This is a genomic window from Erwinia tracheiphila (assembly GCF_021365465.1).
Classification (GTDB): domain Bacteria; phylum Pseudomonadota; class Gammaproteobacteria; order Enterobacterales; family Enterobacteriaceae; genus Erwinia; species Erwinia tracheiphila.
In genome coordinates this window covers 1,846,938-1,870,498 of sequence record NZ_CP089932.1, presented here as the reverse complement: position 1 = coordinate 1,870,498, position 23,561 = coordinate 1,846,938, and the positions used below count along the sequence as shown (strand labels likewise).

Below are 23,561 nucleotides of genomic sequence, written 5' to 3'. Positions count from 1 at the left end.
GACAGTGTAACCTCAGGAGACGAGGCCCATCGTTCTGCTTATAGCGATAGCTGCTGCAAATAAGCCTATTGCTATAATACTGATGCAGGTTCCACAGGTTATGATCTTGGCCGACCGACCAGTCCCCAGATAATGTGTTTCAAGAACGATGATATTCGCTGCCGGAGGGAGAAAGCAAAAGAGATAAAGCGTCGCGAAATTGTCTGTTACCAGTCTGAAGTCTAACGTTCTGGCAAGCCATAATATCAGCGAGATCAGAATCAACATCACAGCTGATTTAAACATATACGGGTGAATTTCCTGTCGGAGATCTTTTAGCGTTAGCTCAGTTTTTGACAGCCATATTCCAAGCACCGCCATGCCAAGAAAGCTCATAAGGAACTTCGCGACATTATAAAGACCGTCAAACCACAGAGGTAACTGTTGGCTGAATGGAATGAGCGCAGCCCCAACAATCAGTGCCAACACAGGCGGAGTCTGCGCTAATTTGAACAGATTAAACCGGTGACCGGAGAGCATAGCAGCACCGACCGAGTTGCCCACGATAGAGCTACCCACGTAGGCAGCGATAACAATGGTTGCGGCTTCATTGCCAAACAGGGCTGTTGCCATCGGCAGCCCCAGCCATCCTATATTCAGGTAACTGAAGCACAGGCTTTTAACAGGATCACGAAGAACATACCTGGACACCATCAGCATTACGAGCATACTGATGGCCGTCACGATGATAATGGTACTCATGCTGCCAGAGCGCGTGGCTATGTTAAAGGTGATGACAACCGGAATTGCCACGCGCGTTAAAATCAATGAGGCAGTTGTTTTAAAATTCCAAGCCGTTTTGCCAGCCAGCCAGCCAGCCAGCCGGCAAAAAGATAAATTAACGGTACAAATATTGTCAAAGTGTTTCCTTAACAACGTTTTCGCAAAACTCGACAGCCCACTTCTTTGCCCAGCTTTCAGTGCACCGCGCATTGAACCAGATGGAATTCGTCGAGAAGAGGCTTCCTTTGCTGAGTGGACCAATATTATAAAGACCCGGAACATTGCGGTTATTAACTCTGCACTGGCAAGTGAGAGGATCGGTATCGATTCCTCCACACGGATGCCCCTCAATCAACTGCTGGTTCAGCAGGTGACGCAACAGAGGATGCTCCATGGATTCAATATGCAGCCGCCCCCCTGTTGCATCCCACAGACGCGTGAATGAGAGCATCTGAGACCTGGTTTTCAACAGGAATAACCCCCCCTCACACTCTGGAGAAGACAGGGCCTGATGAAATTTGAGCTTTCCTGCGGCAGAGGCTTCCAGTAGTTCACTATAAACTTCCTGTGGAACCGGATGCTGCCATGCCGCCCACACGGCACCATACATTTTCATAAACCGCTGCTTCTGTCCGGGGGTGAATGCAATCCATAATTTATGCATGTAGGGTCTTGTTGAAACTAGGACATCCTGCCAGGGAAGGTCTCCCTTCTCAGCCCGTGACAGCAGTAAACGAAAATAGTCCACCTGTCTTCCCTCACGTAGCAATTTCATTGCAGGTCTGAACTCGCAGTGCTGGAGAAGCAGATTAAATTCCCGGCGAAGCAGGCACAAGAAGACGCTGAGGACATCGTCTGATCCCGCACTGGCAGCTATAAGATTACGCCACGTCAGATGAACCGGAATGTAAGTATTCCGCGTCGTCAGGCAGGTAGGAGCGTAGCCACTGCGGGAGTAAAGATGAATATCGACGGGGCTTTTACTGCGTGCATAGCGGAATGCATCAATGGCGGTAAGTCCGCTTCCGGCAATGAGCAACGGCTTTTCTGAAAACTGATCAAATTGCGTATAGTGTGTAATAAAGCCGTGGTGGCTTTTAAAATCAGGAAAAATATCCGCAGCCAGTGACCCCAGACACATCACTACTTTTCGGGCATAAATGACATCACCTTTATCATCTTTTAATGCAAATCCACCGGCATTCCGGCACATTTCCGTTACGCTGTTTCGCCACTCATCTATGTGAAGTATCCCTGCATGCCTGATATCACGGTAGGTTTGACTGATAAAATCTGAGTATTTTAGACGAGATGGCCATTGCTCATGTGTACTGAAGGCCGAATACATCCAGTGAATGAACTGTTCAGGCTCTGTCGACGTTACCGCCATCACTGCCGGAGGGGTATTCACTTTATGCACGGCATCGGCATCACCAAACGCTTTGCCCTTAGCGAAACTGCAGGGAGGATTAAAAACAGCAATACGAGGTTTCACTGTCCTGACTTTATATATTTCATCCTGAATCTGACTGAGCAGGCTTACGCCTGTTGCGCCAAGTCCAACAATGGCAACATCGTACATGGCCAGTTATTCCTTTTTAATTATTTAGGAATCTTATACAACCTCAATGTAGAAAAAATGTAAACAAATTTTAATAAATGTTTAGATAAAATTTAAATAATGTTAAGATCATGATTTTTATGCTTATTAATTTCGACACAAGAACTAATGAATATGTAATCTTTAAATTTAAGTGTTTTATCTTCCATTTAATCCATTAGCTTTTGTGTGCATTACTGATGTTGACTAAGGAATACTTACATCATCTATAACTCATCACCGCTAACGCGATGTAAAAATGTGGGGCAAGTGAATACATAAATATTCCGCAGGCTATCAAATCGCACTTTGCTATCAGGTTCCGGGAGGGTCTTGAATACCACTTCTTGACGTATAGGAAATTCAAACCATTCGAGCCCCCGTGCAGGCTGATGAAATTTTATCTTACCCACCAATAGTGGACACGCGCCTTAGAGCCTGTCCCAAAAGGCGTTATCGTATAATGCATCACGGTAATATCTGAGGGCAAAGTATGGCAGGCAGTAAAGGGAAACAGGGCGTAAAGCGCAGTCTGATGACAGATGCTGGCGTGCTTCCTCTGTCACGGGTCGTCGCAGCAGCAAACAGGCATGACATCAAACTGGTGGCGGGCACACCCGGTGCTCTTCAGACGGGGCACCCGGGGCAAAAACCCGGACTCTGCCCGAACAAAGGCGACGAAGCGCCCGGGCTGAAAACAGACCGGTTGAGCCGCCGTGACGAGCCTTATCGGGATTTAGCTCCGTGTTTATCCTCCAGCCATTGCCCACGCCATAGGCCTTTAGCCCAGTAGTGGTCGATAAGGATGTGGGCCGCCCCTTCAGCGGAGATGCGAGGAAGTGGCGGCAATCTCACGACCCGTCGGCTGACGGTGGTATGGTCCGGCACAGAGAGACTCACTGCCATAATACTGAAAACCGACGGCATCATGCATTCGGTCTGACGCAAGGGTATACTGAAAGCGGTACGGAGCATCAGACAGGTTTGGATGGCGAGGTCGGAATAACGCGGCTGTTCACCCGGAGAGGTACGGACTGCAGCCTTTCGGTGCGTAATGGCCTCAGGGATAAACCAGAGCGCCAGGCTGCCACGTTGTTTCAATCCCGCTTCGTATTGCGACCAGTTAGTGATGGTATATTTTGCTTTGGGAATGTGATGACGCTTTTTGGTGTTATGCTTATGTGGCATCGTTAACAGACTTTAGAGTGAGCAGGCGTTAATGATACGTTATTAGCCATCTATGCACTAAAGCCACAGGTTGTGACATTCATCACATATAATTGTCAATTATAAGCTAATATAGGAAATAACATAATTACAAAAGACAAATAAAATGAATATAAACGATGTTGATAAAATAGTTCCTCTCTTTAAGAAAGATCATGAATTTTACCATGCAACATCGAATATTAATGATATTAAAAATTATCTATTAGATAGAGTAAAAAAAAATGAATCTGTTATCTATTATGTAGAGGATGAGAATAAAAAAACATTAGATCTTACAAATCTGCATCCGTTATTATTTTCTCTGGAAATGAAACAAATATGGCTGTTATATGATTTACATACAATGGCGGAATCGAGATGTCAAGGAACAGGTACAATGCTACTAAATAAAGCGGAGGAACTGGCAAAAGAAACAGAATCAGAATTTATCACATTGAGTACAGTCAAAGATAATTATGTCGGCCAGAAATTATATAAAAAATAATAGCTATGTGCGTGATGACATCTTTTTTGCATATAATAAGGACATAAAATGATGGGTGATTTTTTTAAAGAGACGGACGTAGTATGTATAGGATTAGGCCCTTTTAATTTAAGTTTATCCGTTTTACTACACGAAGCTGGGTTTGAAAACTATATAGCTATTGAGCAAAAAGAGAGTTTTAGCTGGCATGAAGGTATGCTACTAGAGGGCACAACATTACAGGTTCCTTTTTTAGCTGATTTAAGTACAATGGTAAACCCAAGAAGTGAGTTTACCTATTTGAATTATTTACATGAAAAAAATAGATTACAAAAATTTTTCTTCTTTGAAGACTTCAAAGTACCAAGAAGAGAATACAATAACTATTGTCAATGGGCTTGTGAAAAGATTAAAGAAAAAATAATTTTTGATTGTGCTGCAATATCTATTAAAGAAACAAAAACAGGCTTTGCTATACAAACATCAAAAGGAAAGATATATACTAGAAAAATTGTTATTGGTATTGGCACCGTACCCTACACGCCAGAATGTGTTAAACAAAATAAAAATATTATTCATAGTTCTGATTTTTATAAAAATCAATGTAAAATAAAGAAAAATGCTAACATAACAATTTTGGGATCGGGGCAATCTTCAGCAGAAATTTTTAAATTTTTATTCAATGAACAAATGGAGAATGGTAAGAAAAAATATTTTTTAAATTGGCTGACAAGGAGCCAGGGATTATTTCAAATGGAGTATTCTAAATTTGGCCTTGAATTTAGTTCATTGGATCACACGAAGTTTTTTTATCATGGGCATGGCGATAAAAAAAAATTAGTAAAATCTCAGGCTTTTATATACAAAGGAATAAGCTATAGCACAATATCAGACATATACAATGCTCTTTATCATCGTGATATTAATAATGACATTGATAATTATGTTCTAATACACCCATTTTTAGACTTGATAGAAATAGAACAAAAAAATAATATTATCATGAAGTTCAAAAATACTCGAACTGAACAAAATAAAACTATATTAACAGATTATCTAATATGTTGCACAGGTTACAAATACGAAATACCCGCTTTCCTGGATAAATTAAAGAACAAAATAAAACTTACAGATAAAGAAACTATAGATTTGGATTTTAATTACAAAGTTAAATACAATGGGGATGGAACTATTTATGTACAAAATATGGAAATCAACACGCATGGTTTAACATCACCAGATCTGGGATATGGTGCTATCCGCGCTTCTATTATTGCAAATGACATTATTGGTAAGCACTACTATATAGAACAAAAAAATAATATATTTCAAAATTTTGATTAGAGTATAACCATGAATAAAATACATAGATTTATTAAAAATAACAAAAGAGAAAGATATTTTGGGATTGCAGCAATGCCTACACCTAATGGTGATCTACACTTAGGCCATATAGCTGGTCCATTTTTAAAAATGGATATTTTAAAAAGATTTAACAAACAATTAGGAAATGAGATATATATTGCAACCGGCACTGACTCTTATGAATCTCATGTTATTCCAGAGGCATTACGTAATTCCTGCACTATTGAGGAAACTTGCTTAACTAATAAAAAATGTATACAAATAAGCCTAGAAAAACTATCTATTGATGTCGATTTATTCATTAATCCGAGTGATAATAAGATTAAAGATGATTACACATCTTTTTTGGTAAGAATGCATACAAAACTGATAAAAAGCAATTTCACATGTAAAATTGAGCATTTAGTTCCATACAACAGCAATACAAAAAACTACATAACAGGCTCTTCTCTAATTGGAAAGTGCCCTGAGTGTAATAATAATGGCTCTGGTTACTATTGCGAAGTGTGCGGTATGGATAACCCTGCTGATACACTTAAAAGCAGCTATGACAAGTATCATCCGAAAGATCAATTAGCATTAGTTAAAACGGATGACTATTATTTGATTTTGGATAAAAAACATATAATAGATAGTGCTAAAAAAAAATCATTAGGGAGAGATACATTACGACTAGCATATAAATATATATTAAAAAATGATTATGCAAGACTAACTGAGCTTGGAAGTTGGGGAATAAAAGATGCAACTTTAAATAATGAGCACGTTATATATTCATATAGCTCATCTTACTTTTATTCATTATTTTTAGGTGAGTTATTAAAAATAGAATTTAGTTTAGAAAAAAACCCATTTGAACATAATAGTAAATTTGAAATAATATTCTCATTTGGTTTTGATAATACTATTCCATTATTAATATACCCCCCAATGTTCAGTAAAATATTAGGTGAGTACAAAGATTATAGTCACTGCCTTGTCAATAGGTTTTATCATCTGAATAATTCAAAATTTTCAACAAGCAGGAGAAATGTCATTTGGGCTAGAGATTGTGTTGAAACGTTAGGCTCTTCTGTTGATATAATTAGATTATATTTATGTCACACATGTCCTGACGAAAATACATCTACTAATTTTGATGAGAATGAATTCAAATGCTTTTCTAAAAATATTTCAATCATCTTTAATAAAATATATTCATTTGGCGAATATAACAAAAATGATGCGGATATACCCGCATTAGATATGTATAATTACTTCTTTGAAAATTATATTGATTTATCCCCAGGGTGCTTAAACCTTAAAAAGGTCGCAGATAGAGTTATCTCGTTGCTAAATGTCATCAATGTCAATGACAGGAATCAAATTATATTTTTGTCTGCCTTTATATATCCTATATGTCCATCATTTGCTCAGAAGTTATGGACTAAATTAAACCTAAACGGTCAGCCCCGTTATTTGGATATTAAAAAATGAAAATACCTATGACCGAAATTAATCTATCATTAGATGGAATAAAAATGCTAGTTCCAATGTTAGGCTTGGAAAAATTAGGAACAAACATTGGTGTATCAAAATTTTCAGTAGATAAAAATACCTGCACTCCTGTAGATGTTCATGATGACCATGAGATTTGGTTTATTCATGAAGGAGAAGGATTATTAACTTTGGATGGTGAAGATAAAATAGCGAGAATGGGTGATTTTCTTTATTTTAAACCAAACTCTAAGCATACAATCCTAAATACTTCCAGTAGCCAACTTTGCATAATTTCTATTTGGTGGATTAATGCATAATTACGATGTTGTGATTATAGGTGGTGGCGTTATCGGATTAATGGCCGCATATTATCTCTCAGATAAAGGTGTGAATGTTTGTATTTTTGATAAGAATGAACAGTCAAAACAAACAATAAATTCATGGGGGTTTATTAGACAGCAATTAAGAAAAAAAGAACAACTTTACCTTTCCTTAATATCTTTGAATGAATGGAATATTTTGAATTATAAATCTAATAACGAAATAAAATACAAGAAGCCAGGATTATCATATTTTTTCAAAAGTGATGAATTAAAGGCTGTAACAGATTGGAATAATTCATCGAAATCATTCTCTTGTAATAATATATTGTTGCATCCTGAAAGTGGTTGTGATGTATTTAGGCTAACCACTATGAATGATGGAACAGTAAACCCTTTTGGGGTGTATGAGTTTTTAAATAGAGAAATTATAAGACGTAAGATACCAATAATATATGATGATTATAACTTATCCCGTATGAATAATTCGTATTTGATACAAACAAAAAAAGAAAGATTTAATTCAAAATATTTAATTATCAGTGCAGGCAGTGGATCGCGTTCGATTTTATATGAGTTAGGAATAGATATTCCAATGATGACATGCCTGATATCTTCTATATATGCAAATAACAAGTATTCTTTTAACGAAAACTTTGTAAAAAATGGCCTCATCATTAAAAAAATACAAATAATATTATGATAGGAGATAATTCCAGTATCGGGATTATATTAAATAGATATAATATATCTTCATATTTAAAGTATAATAAATTAATAAACCCCAACATAAGAAAAAAGTTCTTCTGGAGAGAAAGCAATCTCTCACAACATAAATATAATAAATGGTTATTCAATTCTATTGAATATAGGAGAATTGTTTCCGCAGCCAGCAGGCTGTTTAACGACAATATAGAATGCATCCAGACATGCACAGCTCTAATGGATATTATGCCAGACGAAAATCCAATAATAGACATTATTGATAATGACCACATATTAATTGCAACAGGATTTTCAGGTTCAGGGTTAACAATAGCTCCGGCAGTAGGTATTATATTATCTGAAATAATCACAGGTGATCGGTCGAAATTTAATGTGATTAATAAACATAGACATTTCTCGATTTCAAGATTTTTAACATAATTGGTCTTACCCGTCCCGATTGTTGTAGCACCAATATAGTAATGTCACTTTTCGGCATAAAGGATCAAATCTTTTTGCTGCAAATGTAGGTCGTGACGCAGATTTATTGATAATGATGAAGAGTAAGATACCAACCGATGATCTTATCATGCATTTCCTCTGACTTCGAAAAGCAAATTGTTCTGCGGGTCAGTCGTTTGATATGTGTGCGAAGATTAAGATTATGTCGTTCTGTCCGTTGGGTATATTTCTTGCTCACCACGTGGCCTGTTGCACTTAACAGAACTTTATAAACCGGCCAGGCATCTGTCATATAAAAGGCAAGGTTAAATTTGCTTAACAGGGCCAGCAATCGTCGCAGGGTCGGGGCATTTCTCGGGCCGAAGACGTGGGCCAGAGCACGTTTGCGGATACGGTCATAAGCATAGAACAACCACCGGGGATTGCTTTTACACCGCACGTAAGACCATTGTTCACCGGCTTCACAGCAGATAACAACCTCCGTTTCGGGGTCGATATTCTCAGCTACCTGCTTTGGGGAAATTTTTTTACGTGCCGCAGAACCGTATTGAGGCTGATACCGGGGACCCGTGCGGTATCGCGACATCCGGAACCATTCATGGCCATATTAACAATGGTCTGGTGTGTGTCTGGTTTGGCACCGGAGTAGCTAAAGTTGAGCTGAAAGGTCTTTGAACAATGCTTGCAGATGTAACGTTGGGCACCGGATGCTGAATGTCCGTTACATCGTACAGCATGAGTTTCATTGCACTGAGGGCAGACGGCATCAACTTTAGCCATATGTTACATCCAAAGCGCAAAGCATACGCGATCAGCAAGTCTGCGTCACGACCCAAATGTAAGTATCCCAGCTCTAGGTCCATGCAATTTTTGAGAGTTCCGCTTTTTCAGCCATTAGCCGGTACTCTTCTGGTGTCAGGTTATTCAGGCATTCATGAGGCCGCTCGCTGTTGTATTCCGTCAGCCAGCGCTCCGGGATTTCCCGTGCCTCGTTCAGTGTTCTGAACAGATAAAAATCCAGTATTTCTGTCCGGTACGTTCGGTTAAACCGTTCGATAAATGCGTTTTGCGTCGGTTTGCCTGGCCTCAGAACGAAGCAGCCTGGCGGCTGCAAATCGATGTGTGGCAGAATAGCGTTATTCTGAATCCCATCAGCCGAAGGTGATCCCGTATCGCATTCCTCAGAGCATCAGCTCACTCACACAAAAATGGTTAAGCATGTTCTCAGAACGCTGGCCAGTGAGTCACAGATTTCTTACCAGGTGCTCTTTCGTCGTTTTATCGAGGAAGAGCCCTTGTGTATTGATTTGTTCTGGACCACCTTCTTTCGCCTGTACCCCGACTCCCCTTACCGCTATACCGCTTACCGCTATTTCACCCGGTCGTTTGAACTGTACGAAGATGAGCCATTCATGCCTGGTGAGCATGGCTGGTTCTGATCCCGCCTTCCAGCCCCGGCCAATGAAATCGCTGTTCCAGCGCAACGGGACACGGGCTGACATCATAGAGACGTACCCGCTCCGGGACGTGGAGGTGGAGGTCGTCACAAAGATGCTGGCCTGCGGCACGCCGCTGATGGGCAGCCGGGAGTTTTGCTGTGAGAACGGCGGCTTTACGCATCACCGCTATGTGCACCAGAGCTGTAACGGGAGGGGATGCCCGACCTGTGGCAAAAAGGCCACCGATATCTGGATTGCGACGATGATGGCTCGTCTGCCCGACACGCCCTGCCAGCACGGCACCTTCACGCTCCCGGACACCCTGTGGCCACTGTTTGCCGTCAACCGCTGGCTCACGGACCATCTGTTTGCTCTGGCGGCCGACAACCTGCTGTACGCCGCAGAGAAACGCGGACTCCCCATCGGCATTTTTGGCGCACTGCACACCTACGGTCGCCAGTTTAACTGGAACTGCCATCTGCACCTGTCGTGGACCACGGGAGGGATAAACTCGCATGTGGACTGGAAAAAGATGTCGTTCGCGCTGCCGAAGGTCAGGGAGAGGTGGATATGGAACGTGCGTCAGTTCCTGCTGTCGGCCTGGGGGGCCCTGTCCCTGCCGCCGTCGCTGGCCCACATCCGGGATTATGATGAATGGAAACGCCTGATACTCAGCCTGGGGAAAAATGCACAGGGAGAGGATTACTGGCACGTCTATTTTGCGAAACCGACGAAAAATGCGCGTCAGACGGCGAAGTACCTGGGCCGTTATCTGAAGAAACCGCCGGTGGCGGGTGCCCGGCTGGCGCATTATGACGGAGGAAGCCGTATCAGCCTGCGCTTCCTGGATCACAGAACAGGGCATTACGGGACGCTGGAGTTAAGTCAGCGGGAAATGATATTACGGCTGATACAGCACATCCCGGAGAAGCATTTCAGGATGATACGGTATTTTGGCTTTCTGGCGAACCGTGTGGTGGGAAAGTTGCTGCCGTTAGTGAAAAAAGCACTGGAACAGGAAGAAAGCCCGGCGGTGAAACAAATCACCTTCGCGGCTCTGAGTCAGGGTCTGCTGAATGTGGATCCGTTCAGGTGCATCCTGTGCGGAGGGAGGATGGTATACCGTCGTGCGCTGGCGGCGGTGCCACTGGCCACTCTGGTGGATAATGCCAGGGATATCGCGCGAATGCGGTTTGTGGGCTGACGCAGGGAAGAACCGCCCGGCGGCAGGCATTCCGGGCAAAAAACCACCGTTCAGCCCAATAAACAACCACTGAATTTCGTCCCCGAAACAGAAAAGGTCAGTTTTTCACCTCTGAGCCCCCTGTGTCAGGCGGCCTCAAAAAGTTTGAAATTTCTAGACGTCAATTCCAGCATTACGCCATGGTCCTCAGCCCATTGCGCCAGCGCCAGTGATACCAGTTCCGGTTCGTTATCCATCCGCATTTTCAGCGGATATCCACGGTTTGCCACTATTCTGTCCAGAACCCGTACAACGTGCGGCGACGGGATATTCAGGTCAATTTCGATGGCGAGAGCCTCGCGGTTAAAATCATCAACGACGTTGAAAGTCCGAAAACGTCGGCCGCATGTCAGCGCGTCGTGCATAAAATCAGTCGACCAGCTCTGGTTAAGGGCTTCCGGCGTGGCCAGGGGGGCCGGATTGCGCACCGGCAGGCGTTGTTTACCCTGACGACGAAAATTGAGTTTTAGCAGACAATAAATCCGGTGTACATGCCTGTGGTTCCGGACGTGGCCCTGCCTGCGAAGCACCTGAAAAAGCTGCTTAAATCCGTAGCGGGGGCGTGCATGCAGCACAGCTTGGAGCGAACGACCTACACTGAGCCGAGATACCAGCAGCGTAAGCCATGAGAAAACGCCACGCTTCCCGAAGGGAAAAAGGCGGAACAGACCATCGTTCAGGGTGATTATTCCTGCAGGCCGCGATAGCCGGCTTCTTTCTGGTGTAGGGCTGTCAGGATCACTATCTGGTCTGTTTCCCGGTCGTGGCGATAGAGCATGACATAACCACTGTCGCCAAATCCGATCACCAGTTCCTGGTATTCCAGCGGGAGAAGCGAAACCGGGCGACCCATATCCGGCTGTGTCTTCAGCTGCTGTATAGCCCGGACGATTACCTCACCGGCTTTTCTGGCTGCCAGCCGGTTTTTGGTTTTGAGAAAGTCTTGCAGGCGCTGTAAATCCCGCTGCGCCAGTGCGGAGACGATTACCTGTGGCATGACGGAGCATCCTGCTCATTCTCAGTTCCCCAGGTATCTATCCAGGATTCCACTTCTTCGGCGCTCAGGTGCAGACCGGTTTCCTGATAGTGCTGCCATGCGGCCTGCCCATCCCGGAGGTACTGGCTGCGCTTTTCTTCGCGGTCGATGTATTCGGTGATCGCTTCCAGCATCAAAGCATGAGCGGAACGGTGGCGATCATCGGCAAGAGTTTTCAGGCGGTCTTTGAGTTCATCATCAAGCCTGATGGATGTTGCTGCTGACATAAAATCACCTTTGTAGTTATATGTAATACGTATGACTACTGTAATCGGAGTCAGTGATATTTGCCAGAAATACGGGTTACACTGGTAGTTCACGTATAGGAAATTGAAACCTTTTTTCCCCGGGATGTAGTGATTAAAATTCAGTCAACCCTCAATCCCCGAATCAGTTGGTAAGCAAACATTGCGTAATTTAATAATAATTAAAGATTTACCAGACCATGTTTTAGACTAATTCAGGATTGCAGACAGATCTTCCCTGCATCAGCCGGGGATGTACCTCATCAGGCCGATCTCCCGCGCGTGGGTTTTCAGCCCCTGTACGCTCAGGCCTGCCACCGCGCGGCGGTACTCCATACGCCCTCCACACAACACGCATTCAAACGGGTCACGCCGCATGAACTGCTTACTCATCTGCGCGTAGCACACCTTTGGTACCGGTGCCGGGTTACCCACCCCCGGCGCGCTGCAGACCACCGGCAGCTTTTCTCCGCACACCCTGTTGGCCAGAAAACCAAAATAGCGCACCATCCGGAAGAACTTCTCCGGGATGTGCTGTTTCAGCCGTGCCACTATGTCACGCCGCGTCAGCGTTTCCGTCGCCTGCTCACCGGTGTTGTGGTCATGGTGGCGGAAGCCCAGCGTGGTACCGCCGGCGTAGTGCGCCAGCCGGGAGCCCGCTACAGGCGGTTCTTTCAGGTGGCGGCCCGGGTATTTCACGGTGTTTTTGCCACCGGCCGTCTTTTTTGACATGTACACGTGCCAGTAATCGCCTCCGGCGGTCAGCACCAGGCTGTGCCACTGTGATTCGGTGGTGATGTGGCTCAGGGAAGGCGGCAGCGCAACGCCTTCATACCAGACGTCCGGCAACAGCTGCCGGATATTCCACATCCAGCGGGCGCGCATGGCATCCTTACGGAAGCTGATTTTTTTCCACTTTCTGTGCTCGTTGATACCGCCGCAGGTGACGGAGACGTGCACATGGAGATGCCAGTTGAGTCGCCGGCCGTACGTATGGATGGCGCAGAAGATACCGATATCCCGCCCGCGTTTTCCGGCAGCAAACAGTAGGTTATCGACGGCCAGCCGGCAGAGGTCGTTGAGCAGCCCGCGGTTAACCTCAAACAGGGGCCACAGCGAATCGGGGAGGGTGAAGACGAGATGTATCCAGTCGCAGTCCGGCAGACGGTTAAGCCGGGCGGCAATCCACAGGACGGTGGCCTTTTTCCCGCAGGAGGGGCAGGCCCGGCTGTGGCAGGCGTTGGTGATGTATCTGACATGCCGGCACCCGGGATTATCGCAGCCATATTCCTTCACGCCGCTGATACGGGTGCCGCAGGCGAGCATTTTGGTGACGTGCCCGACCTCGATATCACACAGCCCGCCGGCATCCAGGAAGGAGGTCCAGCACGGGACAGATTGAGCTTCAGTTGTCTGCAGACGGGCAAGCGCGGCGGTGTCGCCCCGGCGCTCCAGTATAGACCTGGCGACCATAACAGGCGGCGGGTCCATGGGTTTGAGCATCTTCATCCAGTCCCATTCACGCTGAGAGAGCTTATCCGCGGCAACGGAGAGCAGGATGGTATCGATGCTTTTACGGGTCAGCATGGGGAAGGCTCTGAGCAAAATATGTAGTCAGATCATACATATTCAAATCACTGTATGACAACTCAGAGTCCGGCAGATGGCGCAGTTTTCAGTTTGCGGCCGGCCGACTGCCCTGTTCACGACGCCCCTACATGGAGGAAGTGGGTGACCGGATAACAGTGTTTGAGTTTGGCGGCCTCAGGGATCGTCAACGGGACTATATCGACTGGGTGATGCAGGGCGTGCTCCCGGAGGGAGCAAACGTCGGCGATGTGATCACAGAGGATGCTGTGAACCTGCTTGCCCCTGCCTGAAGACCCCTCTTCAGATTGGGCGTCATCTGGTGCGGGTTTTTGAGGCCGGGTTTGAGATGGGCGTAAAGCCGGTTGACGCCACGACGGTGGAGACGGTGATGTCCCGCCGGATGGATGACCTCAAACCTCAGCTGACCCGCAATGGCTATGATAGCCGCGCACTGTGCGCACAATTTGATGCCCGTCTATCTGAAATCATACAGCTGATGCGAGGCACCCTGAACTCTCAGCGCACAAATGAACTTGCCGGGGAAATGCTGGCTGCTGGGTTGCCTCTGTAAACAATTTTTATTAGAGGGAATTATATTTCTATTAAGTATCACGGCATTTGATGATAAAAAACCGTAAAGGGCAACAAAATACCGAATTGGTTAAAAAACGTACTTGGTGTACGTTTTCGTACGGTTGGGCTTCAGCCCCCTAAAGGAGAATGTAATGAATAATATTAAAAAAGTCAGTTTGATGTTATCGATATTAGGTTTCTCATCCAGTGTAATAGCTAACAATACTGAGGAAATGAGTTGCCCTGCCCCAGAAAGCGTAAAATATGTTAGCAGCAGATATGAGGCTAAAGAGACACATAAGGGGTGGGAGGGACGCTGGGTTTCCCGACCGCACAAACAAGGTGAAATTGAAAAGTTTTCTATTGCTGAATATTTTTCTGAAAATGATAAGAGAACAGAAGGAACGCTAACGAATTGCACTTATAAATTAAGAGAAGGAAGTGACGTCGTTGATCTGGAGTATCACAAGAATGGTGAAGAGAGTGGGTTAAAAACATTGATTGTGTCCATAAAAAAGCAACCTTACTGGCGTAAAGAAAGCGGTGCAATAGGAATACAGGGTTATGAGTGTATAAAATCTGCTACTGAATGTAAATTCATTCCCTTACAAATCAAAGAAAACTGATACAGGGGTTTGGGGAGCAACGGAAGAGCCTGTACATAAATTTGTGTCATTGCCTGATTTTGATATGTTCAATCCAACATCAAAAACAGGTTAATTTATGGACAAAAAACAGTGCAGGCTCTGACCAACGAACTGGCCAGAAATCTCAAAACCCTGACGATCTCAGTCAGTTCGATCACCTGCTGAAAAAATCAGCGCAGAGGCGGCTCTCAACACCGAAATGCCCCACCATCCGGGCTACGATAAAAATCAGGCTAAATCGGGTTCCAATCCCCGCAACTGCTACTCGACAGAGTGTTGATGGCCCACCGGAGCTGCGTACTCCTCATGATCGCGAAACCACCTTCGAACCATTACTGGTGAAGAAAAAACCAGACCTGCATCACCGGGATGGATAACCAAATTCTGTCGTTGTACGCCAAAGGCATGACCACCCGTGAGATCGCTGCCGCGTTCAAAGAACTTTATGACGCGGATGTCTCACCGGCGCGGATCTCAAAGGGCACCGATGCCACCATAGAGCTGGTTGTGGAATAGCAAAATCGTCCACTGGATGCGGTCTGTCCCATTGTTTATGCTGGCTGTATCGTCCTGAAAGTCCGGCAGGACAGCCGCATCATCAACAAATCCGTGTTCCTGGCACCGGGTATGTGGCTGGCTGAAAATGAAAGCGTGGAGTTCTGGTTGAACGTGCTGGCGGAGCTGAAAAACCGCGGTCTGAACGATATCCTCATCTCCTGCGTTGATGGCCTGAAGGGCTTCCCGGACGCCATCAACGAGGTGTATCCGCAGGCACGTATCCCGCTGTGTATTGTGCATATGGTGCGCAACAGCCTGTGTAATCGGGAGGAGATAATGTCTGAACGGGGCATTATGGTTGACCATTCCCCTTTCACCGGTGGGTCATCCGCATGGTGCCGCTGGAAATATCTGTACCGGGCGGTCGATACTGATGGTCAGACCATTGACTTCCTGCTGACGGTGAAGCGGTATGCGGCAACCGGCCTGCGTTTTTTCCGCAAAGCCATCCACCACCAAGGTGAACCGGATGTGATGACCATCGATAAAAGCGGCGCGAATATAGTCGCGCTCAACGCAGGTAAATCAGAGGAGTAAAGCATCAGAGTCAGACAGAGTAAGTATCTTAACAACCTTGTGGAGCAGGTTCACCGGAACATCAAACGACGGATGCGACCGATGCCGGGGTTCAAATCATTACGGCGTGCTCAGACGATACTTGCAGGCATTGAATTAATCCAGATGATGCGCAAAGGGCAATATTAGTATCCACACGGTGCTGGATTATCTCCGGCTGAACAGTTTATCTGTTGGCTGCCTGAAAAACCGGCAGCACAATTTTGGCTAAGCTGTCTGTGTTAATGCGGCAGAGCCGGATGACTCACCAGTGGAGTGTGGGGTGATCAGCGCTCTGCCATTATATCCTCCAGATTACGCAGGCTGAGTGAGTACGCCAGATATCAGCGGACGCACTGCGCAATAATATCAGTGGAGTAATTCAGGCATTTAACCGATTTTATAATCAGGTTCATTTTCAGGAAAAATATAAATAAAAAACAGTATATTATGTAACTATTTCTTAATGCGGAAGAACCCTAAATAGGGTCATAAGATGACCATTGCCTGATATTTGCAACAGTGCCGAAAATATGAGTGTTGTCTGAAAGTTGGACTCGCCGGAGGCAGGTTAGATAAAAACATGTTTCACTATACTGTAGAACTCATACGCCTTGAGCGTGGAAATATATATTGATGTTGCACTATTTCATAGCTGCATCGATCAATGTTTATGTTACATACTTGTTTTTTTTAAGAAAACTCAAGAGAACCATAAAATGCCCAATACAAAAACGCGAGTATCATCAATGAGGTCGGTAGCAAAGCTGACACTATTACTGCTTGGTATCAGTTTTTTAAGCTCATGCGCCTCTGCTACAGATAAATGCCAGAATATTGATAGTTTGCTGAAATCGCACGGGATAACCGACAACACAGCACCGCCACCTGCACCAGATAAAAGTTTTGAACAATGGAAAAACACTGTGCGTCAGGAAGCGCTTTCCCAAGGAATACGAGCCAATATCTTTGACAAGGCATTTTCTGGACTGACCCCAGACATCGATATCATTACTAATATACAAAATCAGCCGGAAATTGTTTTACCAGTGTGGACCTATATCGAAAAACGGGTAACGCCGGAGAATATTGCTGAGGGTAAAAAACTGATTAATCAATACAGGAAAGTAACCCAGAGAATATATCAGCGTTATCAGGTAGATACATCAATTTTGTTCGCCTTCACCGCCATTGAAAGCAGTTATGGCACGAATATTGGTGACAAGTCGGTTATTCGTTCGCTTGCTACGCTGGATTACTACAATTATCGTAGGAATTTTAACCGACAGAACCTGATTGCGGCACTGAGAATTATCCAGAACGGTGATGTACAACCTCAGCAAATGAAGGGTTCATGGGCCGGCGCGATGGGAATTCCCCAGTTTATTCCGGATTCTTATCTGACATATGCCGTAGATTTTGACGGTGATAATCATCCCGATATCTGGAAGTCTTTCCCTGATACCTTGGCTTCTGTGGCGAACTATATGCAACAAGCCAGATGGAAAGCAGGTGTACCTTGGGGATTTGAAGTGAATCTGCCCGCCGATTTTAATTATGCGCTTTCCGGCATGGATAATAAGAAAAGCATCGCCGACTGGCAAACGCTGGGTGTGAAGATCGCGACTGCCAGAGAGCCACTTTCGTTCTCTTCTGAGAATGCTTCTCTCTTACTTCCAGCCGGGAAAAATGGTCCGGCGTTTCTGGTGACGGATAATTTTCGCGCCATTCTGAGGTACAACAACGAGATATCCTATGCACTTACTGTTGGCCTTCTGTCGGATAACTATCAACGCGATACACCTATACTGAAGCACTGGCCTCTTCAGGATACACCGTTAACACGTAAAGATCGCCTGGCTCTGCAGATCCTGCTACAGGAAAAACAGCTTTATCAGGGACCCATTGATGGAAAAATTGGTCCTGCTACAACGCAGGCGATACGCACCTATCAGCAGCAGAAAAGAGTGCCTGCAGATGGGTATGCCGACCATGCCTTACTTGATAGTCTGCGCTGTCATAACTGATATGGGTTCACATATAGGAAATTGGGCACTGTTGCAAAAATGTGGGGGTGATAAACTTACCGCCACTTTTTGCTGACGGAGCAGCACATGACCCCATTCAAAGGCTGATATTTTCAGCGTGACATCATCCTGTGAGTGGTTCGCTGGTACTGCAAATAGCTATCAGTTTGGATATAGAGAATTATTGTACGGTAAGCCTGTTTTTTGAACAGTCCTACTTATAGCAATGAGGTGTACTCCCTCACTATATATGTCGCCTGTCGTGGATTTTCCCTAATCGGATAACCTAAATGCGATAGCGCTAAGGCGATTAATTTAAAAGCGATAACCACTGGCTCTAAATCAATCCCTTACGGGCTGGTATGGTCAAATAATGATCTAAACGTACAATAATTTCCGATCTCCATACTGACCCCAGTTTTTCAGCTTTATGAAGAGGGAGGCGACTGATACGGTCAATTTTTTCGGCTATTACCACATCACCCGGTTGAAGGTCGACGATCATTCGGAGAAGCTGAGGCCTGTCAGCCCTGACACCCGATGCTTTTTCCCGATAAATACCGGCGATATAGAAACTACTGGCAATGGCCGTTTTTTCGATGTCAGCCTGGCGAGTCAGCTCCTGCTCTGATGTACTGGCTCTTTAATAGATGCGAAAAATTTTCATTTAAGGTAGACAAAATGATTATAGGTAATTTGGCTGTCGTAAAAGGTATGGCTAAAAATGGGTCGTGACGCAGATTTATTGATAATGATGAAGAGTAAGATACCAACCGATGATCTTATCGTGCATTTCCTCTGACTTCGAAAAGCAAATTGTTCTGCGGGTCAGTCGTTTGATATGTGTGCGAAGATTAAGATTATGCCGTTCTGTCCGTTGGGTATATTTCTTGCTCACCACGTGGCCTGTTGCACTTAACAGAACTTTATAAACCGGCCAGGCATCTGTCATATAAAAGGCAATGCTAAATTTGCTTAACAGGGCCAGCAATCGTCGCAGGGTCGGGGCATTTCTCGGGCCGAAGACGTGGGCCAGAGCACGTTTGCGGATACGGTCATAAGCATAGAACAACCACCGGGGATTGCTTTTACACCGCACGTAAGACCATTGTTCATCGGCTTCACAGCAGATAACAACCTCCGTTTCGGGGTCGATATTCTCAGCTACCTGCTTTGGCGAAATTTTTTTACGTGCCGCAGAACTGTATTGAGGCTGATACCGAGAGCCCGTGCGGTATCGCGACATCCGGAACCATTCATGGCCATATTAACAATGGTCTGGTGTGTGTCTGGTTTTGAACGTAGCGCCCTTACAGGGCGAGCGTCACGGCTTCGCCGTTCCGATGCTTTGCATGGCCGGAGCACCGCTTTATACTCAGCATCATGTATATCCCGCGTCCCGCCAAACTCCTGTTCACCGTCTATGACGGCTGGAACTACTACCTCGGGAAGCACGGTGACAGCGTCAGCCAGTGGACCCGCCTCTGTGTTGAGCGCATGCTCGCCTGTGGAACCTGCGCAATGGGCGTTCGCCGCTACTGCTGTGCCTCGTCGGGCTGTACCCACTCCCGCTTCTTCTGCCAGAGCTGCAAGTCAAAGGCATGCAGCGCCTGCGGCATGAAGTCCACTGGGCAGTGGATTGCTGAGCAGCAGCACATTCTGCCCGACTGCGAATGGCAACACATCACTTTTACTATGCCACACCTGCTCTGGCCGTTCTTTAACTATAACAGGCCGCTGCTCAACGACCTGTTCCGCTGCGCCACCCGCGCCATGCTGAAGTGGGCACGTACACAGGGCATTGAGGTCGGCATATTCTGCGCCCTGCATTCCTATGGTCGCCAGCTCAATCAGCATCCGCATATCCACGTCTCCGTCATGCGGGGCGGTCTCGACGTTAAGCACCGCGTCTGGCGCAGCCTCTTCTTTAAAAAGAAGGCCGTTGAGGAAATCTGGCGTGGTGCTGTTATCCGACTGCTGCGCGACAGCTACGCCCGGATCATGCCCGGCATGCTGCCGGGTCTGGGCCACATCCGCGATGAGCGCCAGTGGCGGCGTTACCTGAAGGCACAATATGGCCGACACTGGAAGGTACACTTCGCGAAGAAGACCCGGGGAGCCTGGCACAGCGTGAAATACCTCGGCCGCTACCTGAAGCGCCCGCCGGTGTCGGCTTCCCGTCTGCGACACTACGGCGGAGGCGCGGTAGTCCACCACTACCTCGATCACCGCACGGGAAAACATAAACGCCAGACGCTGAGTCAGGAAGAGATGATCGGGCGCTATATCAGCCACATTCCGGCGCGGCATTTTAAGATGGTGCGCTACTCCGGCTTTCTGGCCAACCGAAAGCGGGGCACGCTGCTGCCGAAGGTTTACGAAGCGCTGGAGATGACGGTACGGGAAAAACCTAAACGCCCCGGGTTCGCGGTACTGATGAAAGGCTTCCCGGGCACAGATCCGTATCAGTGCATCCTCTGTAAAGGCCGGTTGCATTTTTCCGGAGCCGTGGCGGGTGAACACGCCACAAAAATGCTCTCTGACAGGCTGCATCAGATGGCGAAAAAACGATGGCTACGGATGCCGGAACTGGATCGGTGCACCTGAAAAATGGGTTTCAGGTTGAAAATACAGCGAAGATGGCATTTTTATATCAAGACCCACACAGATCAGCAGCAGCAATGGAGTAGACAGTGTCATTTTTCATGGTCAGGCGATATCAAAAGAAGCGATTCAATCTCCTAACCATAAATTGTATTAGTCGCGACTTGATCTGACACTGGACCTTGAAAGGTTGAGAGTTACCGGTTTTGATATGGGTGTCTAATCCTTAAACAAAACGCGAGTTAACTCTCATGCTGCATACTCACAATCCCATCATCAAACACAAAGCCGGCCTGCTCAATCTCGCCGAAGAACTTGGTAACGTATCAAAAGCCTGCAAGATTATGGGCGTGTCGCGCGACACGTTTTACCGTTATCAGGAACTGGCTGCTGAAGGTGGCATCGATGCACTGGTTAACCAGAACCGCCGGGTTCCCAACCTGAAGAACCGCGCCGACGAAGCCACTGAACGCGCGGTTGTTGAATATGCCGTTGAGTTCCCGGCCCCCGGGCAGCACCGGACCAGTGATGAGCTGCGTAAAAAAGCGTGTTTACCTCCGGCAGCGGCGTGCGCGCCATCTGGCAACGACACGACCTGGAGAACTTCCGTAAACGCCTGAAGGCACCAGAGGAAAAGCTCGCCAGAGAAGCCATCGTGCTTACCGATGCCCCAATCGCCGCGCTGGAGAAAAAGGCGCATGATGATGAGGCCAGCGGCGAAATCGAGACGGCTCATCCGGGTTATCCCGGGTCGCAGGACACCTTCTGTGCTGGCAATCTGAAAGGGGGGCCGTATCTGCCCGCAGACGTTCGTGGATACGTACCCGAAAGTGGCACACTGCAAGCGGTATACGAGTAAAACGCCGATCACTGCCGCCGACCTGCTAAATGATCGGGTACTGCCGTTCTGTGAGGCTCAGGGGCTGCCGATGCTGAGAATACTGACCGACAGGGGAACGGAGTACTGTGGTAAGGTGGAGCAGCATGATTACCAGTTGTATCTGGCCATCAACGATATCGACCATACGAAAACAAAGGCGATGTCCCCACAGACCAACGGCATCTGCGAGCGCTTCCATAAAACGATTTTGCAGGATTTTTATCAGGTTACGTTCCGCAAGAAGTGATATGGGGACCTGGAGAGCCTGCAGGCAGATCTGGACAACGGGTTGTGGCATGACAATAATGAGCGAACTCATCAGGGAAAAATGTGCTGCGGGCGAACGCCAATGGCCACGTTACTTGATGGAAAACGGGTCTGGGCAGAAAAGGATCTGAACCGGATGTAATCTGACAGACACCTGTATAAATAACCGGTAACTGTCAGATCAGGCCTGAGCTAGTACAGTTTAACGCCAGAGCTGGCCGCTGGTTGTATGACTGATTCACACCACAGGACGACCCTGTAAATAATTCTGTGTAACTGCCACCACGTCAAAGGTGAAGGCTCAGGCGGTCACCAAACTCGATAATAAAGCGACTCATTGCCAGCCGCCAGTTCTGGATCGGCATACTCCATTTTTTCGAGGCCGACTGGATTGCCAGATATATCACCTTGCGCACTGAGTCATCTGTCGGGAACACTTTGCGTTTCTTTATCGCTGCCCGGATAACGCTGTTCAGCGACTCGATGGCATTCGTGGTGTAGATAGCCTTACGTATATCTGGTGGATAACCAAAGAACGTATTGAGATTTTCCCAGTGTGCACGCCAGCTTTTGCTGATTTGCGGATATTTGTCGTCCCAGACATCAGCGAACTTATCCAGGGCCATCAGCGCTGCTGCTTCTGTCGGAGCCTGATAAACCGCTTTCAGACCGCCAGTAACGGCTTTATAGTCCTTCCATGACACGTATTTCAGGCTGTTGCGTACCATGTGAATAATGCACAACTGGATATGCGTCTGCGGGTACACGCTGTTTATCGCATCCGGAAAGCCCTTAAGGCCATCCACGCAGGCAATCAGGATATCCTGGAGACCTCGATTCTTCAGCTCAGTCAGCACGCTGAGCCAGAACTTCGCACCTTCATTTTCTGCGAGCCACATGCCCAGTAATTCTTTCTGGCCTTCGGTGTTAATACCCAGAGCAAGGAATACGGCTTTGTTAATTACAGTGCCACTGTGGCGAACTTTTACGACAATACAGTCAAGATAAACAATGGGATACAGAGCATCCAGCGGACGGTTTTGCCACTCAGATACCTGCTCTTTCACCGCATCAGTGACTTTCGATATCAGCGTGGGTGAGACGTCCGCATCGTACATTTCTTTGAAGGTGGCGACAATCTCCCGGGTGGTCATGCCTTTTGCATACAACGACAGGATCTGACTGTCCATCTGCGTAATACGTGTCTGATTTTTCTTAATAAGCTGAGGTTCGAAGGTGCTTTCACGATCACGTGGTGTACTGATTTCAATCTCACCATCGTCGCACAACAACGTTTTTGACGAATAACCATTGCGGGTATTTGAGCCTGTTTTGGGTGCGTTCTTTTCGTGTCCGATGTGGTCAGTCAGCTCAGCATTGAGCGCAGTTTCAACTGTAAGCTTCGTCAGCATGCGGGAAAACTGGTTGAGATCGGCTTCGGTTTTCAGCCCCTTAGCCAGTTCAGCCGCAAGGGCTTTGAGTCTTTTTTCGTCCATAATTACCTGTCTCCG

At 46.3% G+C, this 23,561-nt stretch carries 21 protein-coding genes and 9 pseudogenes; 16 read left to right on the top strand and 14 right to left on the bottom strand.

Going from position 1 to position 23,561, the window contains the following annotated elements:
- Window positions 1–12 precede the first annotated feature (12 nt).
- The 3 genes from LU633_RS09855 to LU633_RS09840 form a co-directional block, all read right to left on the bottom strand.
- Complete coding sequence (locus LU633_RS09855; RefSeq protein ID WP_233485088.1) at window positions 13–972, bottom strand: AEC family transporter; 960 nt, start codon at window positions 970–972, stop codon at window positions 13–15.
- Window positions 896–2,344: an FAD/NAD(P)-binding protein gene (locus LU633_RS09850; RefSeq protein ID WP_016192182.1), complete on the bottom strand. Its 1,449-nt coding sequence runs from the start codon at window positions 2,342–2,344 to the stop codon at window positions 896–898. Before LU633_RS09850 ends, LU633_RS09855 begins: the two co-directional genes overlap by 77 nt.
- 744 nt (window positions 2,345–3,088) lie before the next feature.
- Complete coding sequence (locus tag LU633_RS09840) at window positions 3,089–3,550, bottom strand: IS5/IS1182 family transposase (RefSeq protein WP_016192184.1); 462 nt, start codon at window positions 3,548–3,550, stop codon at window positions 3,089–3,091.
- Between the two features lie 145 nt (window positions 3,551–3,695).
- On the opposite strand from LU633_RS09840, the gene LU633_RS09835 reads away from it, so the two are divergent.
- From LU633_RS09835 to LU633_RS09810, 6 genes are read left to right on the top strand one after another with little or no spacing between them, the layout of a single operon-like run.
- Entirely contained in the window at window positions 3,696–4,076 is a 381-nt protein-coding gene (locus tag LU633_RS09835; RefSeq protein WP_016192185.1) for a GNAT family N-acetyltransferase, read from the top strand.
- A 48-nt stretch (window positions 4,077–4,124) separates the two neighbouring features.
- Window positions 4,125–5,399, top strand: coding sequence for a lysine N(6)-hydroxylase/L-ornithine N(5)-oxygenase family protein (locus LU633_RS09830; protein WP_051124400.1), 1,275 nt, complete (start codon window positions 4,125–4,127; stop codon window positions 5,397–5,399).
- 9 nt (window positions 5,400–5,408) lie between these two features.
- The gene (locus LU633_RS09825) at window positions 5,409–6,896 is read left to right on the top strand and encodes a class I tRNA ligase family protein (protein ID WP_016192187.1); all 1,488 of its coding nucleotides are present in this window, start codon (window positions 5,409–5,411) and stop codon (window positions 6,894–6,896) included.
- An 8-nt stretch (window positions 6,897–6,904) separates the two neighbouring features.
- Window positions 6,905–7,216 (top strand): cupin domain-containing protein, encoded by a 312-nt coding sequence (locus tag LU633_RS09820; protein ID WP_016192188.1) that lies wholly within the window; start codon window positions 6,905–6,907, stop codon window positions 7,214–7,216.
- Complete coding sequence (locus LU633_RS09815; RefSeq protein ID WP_016192189.1) at window positions 7,209–7,922, top strand: FAD-dependent oxidoreductase; 714 nt, start codon at window positions 7,209–7,211, stop codon at window positions 7,920–7,922. Before LU633_RS09820 ends, LU633_RS09815 begins: the two co-directional genes overlap by 8 nt.
- Window positions 7,919–8,365: an FAD-dependent oxidoreductase gene (locus tag LU633_RS09810; RefSeq protein ID WP_071598937.1), complete on the top strand. Its 447-nt coding sequence runs from the start codon at window positions 7,919–7,921 to the stop codon at window positions 8,363–8,365. Before LU633_RS09815 ends, LU633_RS09810 begins: the two co-directional genes overlap by 4 nt.
- A gap of 103 nt (window positions 8,366–8,468) precedes the next feature.
- Here the strand turns inward: LU633_RS09810 and LU633_RS09805 are convergent.
- Window positions 8,469–9,166, bottom strand: a protein-coding gene (locus LU633_RS09805; RefSeq protein WP_152664192.1) for an IS1 family transposase whose coding sequence is annotated in 2 segments (ribosomal slippage) — window positions 8,469–8,917 and window positions 8,917–9,166 — 699 coding nt in all. Because the reading frame shifts where the segments join, the coding sequence is not laid out codon by codon here.
- Between the two features lie 73 nt (window positions 9,167–9,239).
- Window positions 9,240–9,476, bottom strand: a pseudogene (locus LU633_RS09800) (integrase core domain-containing protein); the annotation flags it as partial.
- Window positions 9,477–9,594: 118 nt separating this feature from the next.
- Here LU633_RS09800 and LU633_RS09795 point away from each other — a divergent pair.
- Window positions 9,595–9,825 (top strand): hypothetical protein, encoded by a 231-nt coding sequence (locus tag LU633_RS09795; RefSeq protein ID WP_046371992.1) that lies wholly within the window; start codon window positions 9,595–9,597, stop codon window positions 9,823–9,825.
- Entirely contained in the window at window positions 9,812–11,029 is a 1,218-nt protein-coding gene (locus LU633_RS09790) for an IS91 family transposase (protein ID WP_040465737.1), read from the top strand. The genes LU633_RS09795 and LU633_RS09790 overlap by 14 nt, the downstream gene beginning before the upstream one ends.
- A 164-nt stretch (window positions 11,030–11,193) precedes the next feature.
- Here LU633_RS09790 and LU633_RS09785 read toward each other — a convergent pair.
- The 5 genes and pseudogenes from LU633_RS09785 to LU633_RS26485 all read right to left on the bottom strand — a co-directional run.
- Window positions 11,194–11,628: pseudogene (locus LU633_RS09785) on the bottom strand (DDE-type integrase/transposase/recombinase); the annotation flags it as partial.
- Between the two features lie 125 nt (window positions 11,629–11,753).
- Window positions 11,754–12,065, bottom strand: a complete 312-nt coding sequence (locus LU633_RS09780; protein ID WP_016192194.1) for a type II toxin-antitoxin system RelE/ParE family toxin — start codon at window positions 12,063–12,065, stop codon at window positions 11,754–11,756.
- On the bottom strand, window positions 12,053–12,331 hold the full coding sequence (locus LU633_RS09775; RefSeq protein ID WP_016192195.1) for a CopG family ribbon-helix-helix protein: 279 nt from the start codon (window positions 12,329–12,331) through the stop codon (window positions 12,053–12,055). The genes LU633_RS09780 and LU633_RS09775 overlap by 13 nt, the downstream gene beginning before the upstream one ends.
- 261 nt (window positions 12,332–12,592) lie before the next feature.
- Window positions 12,593–13,699, bottom strand: a complete 1,107-nt coding sequence (locus LU633_RS09770; RefSeq protein ID WP_233482028.1) for an IS91 family transposase — start codon at window positions 13,697–13,699, stop codon at window positions 12,593–12,595.
- 57 nt (window positions 13,700–13,756) lie between these two features.
- Window positions 13,757–13,936 (bottom strand): annotated as a pseudogene (locus LU633_RS26485) (hypothetical protein); the annotation flags it as partial.
- Window positions 13,937–14,076: 140 nt separating this feature from the next.
- On the opposite strand from LU633_RS26485, the gene LU633_RS09760 reads away from it, so the two are divergent.
- From LU633_RS09760 to LU633_RS09740, 5 genes and pseudogenes are all read left to right on the top strand, one after another.
- Complete coding sequence (locus LU633_RS09760) at window positions 14,077–14,229, top strand: hypothetical protein (RefSeq protein ID WP_161796973.1); 153 nt, start codon at window positions 14,077–14,079, stop codon at window positions 14,227–14,229.
- 56 nt (window positions 14,230–14,285) lie between these two features.
- Window positions 14,286–14,510 (top strand): hypothetical protein, encoded by a 225-nt coding sequence (locus LU633_RS09755; RefSeq protein ID WP_051124401.1) that lies wholly within the window; start codon window positions 14,286–14,288, stop codon window positions 14,508–14,510.
- 154 nt (window positions 14,511–14,664) lie between these two features.
- Window positions 14,665–15,138, top strand: a complete 474-nt coding sequence (locus LU633_RS09750; protein WP_016192197.1) for a DUF3757 domain-containing protein — start codon at window positions 14,665–14,667, stop codon at window positions 15,136–15,138.
- Window positions 15,139–15,231: 93 nt separating this feature from the next.
- Window positions 15,232–15,975 (top strand): annotated as a pseudogene (locus tag LU633_RS09745) (IS256 family transposase); the annotation flags it as partial.
- A pseudogene (locus tag LU633_RS09740) lies at window positions 15,970–16,422 on the top strand (IS6 family transposase); the annotation flags it as partial. The pseudogenes LU633_RS09745 and LU633_RS09740, both read left to right, overlap by 6 nt.
- 140 nt (window positions 16,423–16,562) lie before the next feature.
- Here LU633_RS09740 and LU633_RS26175 read toward each other — a convergent pair.
- A pseudogene (locus LU633_RS26175) lies at window positions 16,563–16,688 on the bottom strand (IS6 family transposase); the annotation flags it as partial.
- Window positions 16,689–16,991: 303 nt separating this feature from the next.
- Here LU633_RS26175 and LU633_RS09735 point away from each other — a divergent pair.
- A complete protein-coding gene (locus LU633_RS09735) occupies window positions 16,992–18,299 on the top strand; it encodes a lytic murein transglycosylase (RefSeq protein ID WP_040465738.1) in 1,308 nt (435 codons plus the stop codon).
- Window positions 18,300–18,714: 415 nt separating this feature from the next.
- On the opposite strand, the pseudogene LU633_RS09730 reads toward LU633_RS09735, so the two are convergent.
- Together LU633_RS09730 and LU633_RS09725 are read right to left on the bottom strand one after the other, a co-directional pair.
- Window positions 18,715–18,918: pseudogene (locus LU633_RS09730) on the bottom strand (recombinase family protein); the annotation flags it as partial.
- Window positions 18,919–19,041: 123 nt separating this feature from the next.
- A pseudogene (locus tag LU633_RS09725) lies at window positions 19,042–19,598 on the bottom strand (IS1 family transposase); the annotation flags it as partial.
- A gap of 84 nt (window positions 19,599–19,682) precedes the next feature.
- On the opposite strand from LU633_RS09725, the gene LU633_RS09720 reads away from it, so the two are divergent.
- Window positions 19,683–20,906 (top strand): IS91 family transposase, encoded by a 1,224-nt coding sequence (locus tag LU633_RS09720; protein WP_046371990.1) that lies wholly within the window; start codon window positions 19,683–19,685, stop codon window positions 20,904–20,906.
- A 248-nt stretch (window positions 20,907–21,154) separates the two neighbouring features.
- Window positions 21,155–22,192, top strand: a pseudogene (locus tag LU633_RS09715) (IS481 family transposase).
- 145 nt (window positions 22,193–22,337) lie between these two features.
- On the opposite strand, the gene LU633_RS09710 reads toward LU633_RS09715, so the two are convergent.
- A complete protein-coding gene (locus LU633_RS09710; RefSeq protein WP_046371989.1) occupies window positions 22,338–23,546 on the bottom strand; it encodes an IS256 family transposase in 1,209 nt (402 codons plus the stop codon).
- Window positions 23,547–23,561: the final 15 nt, after the last annotated feature.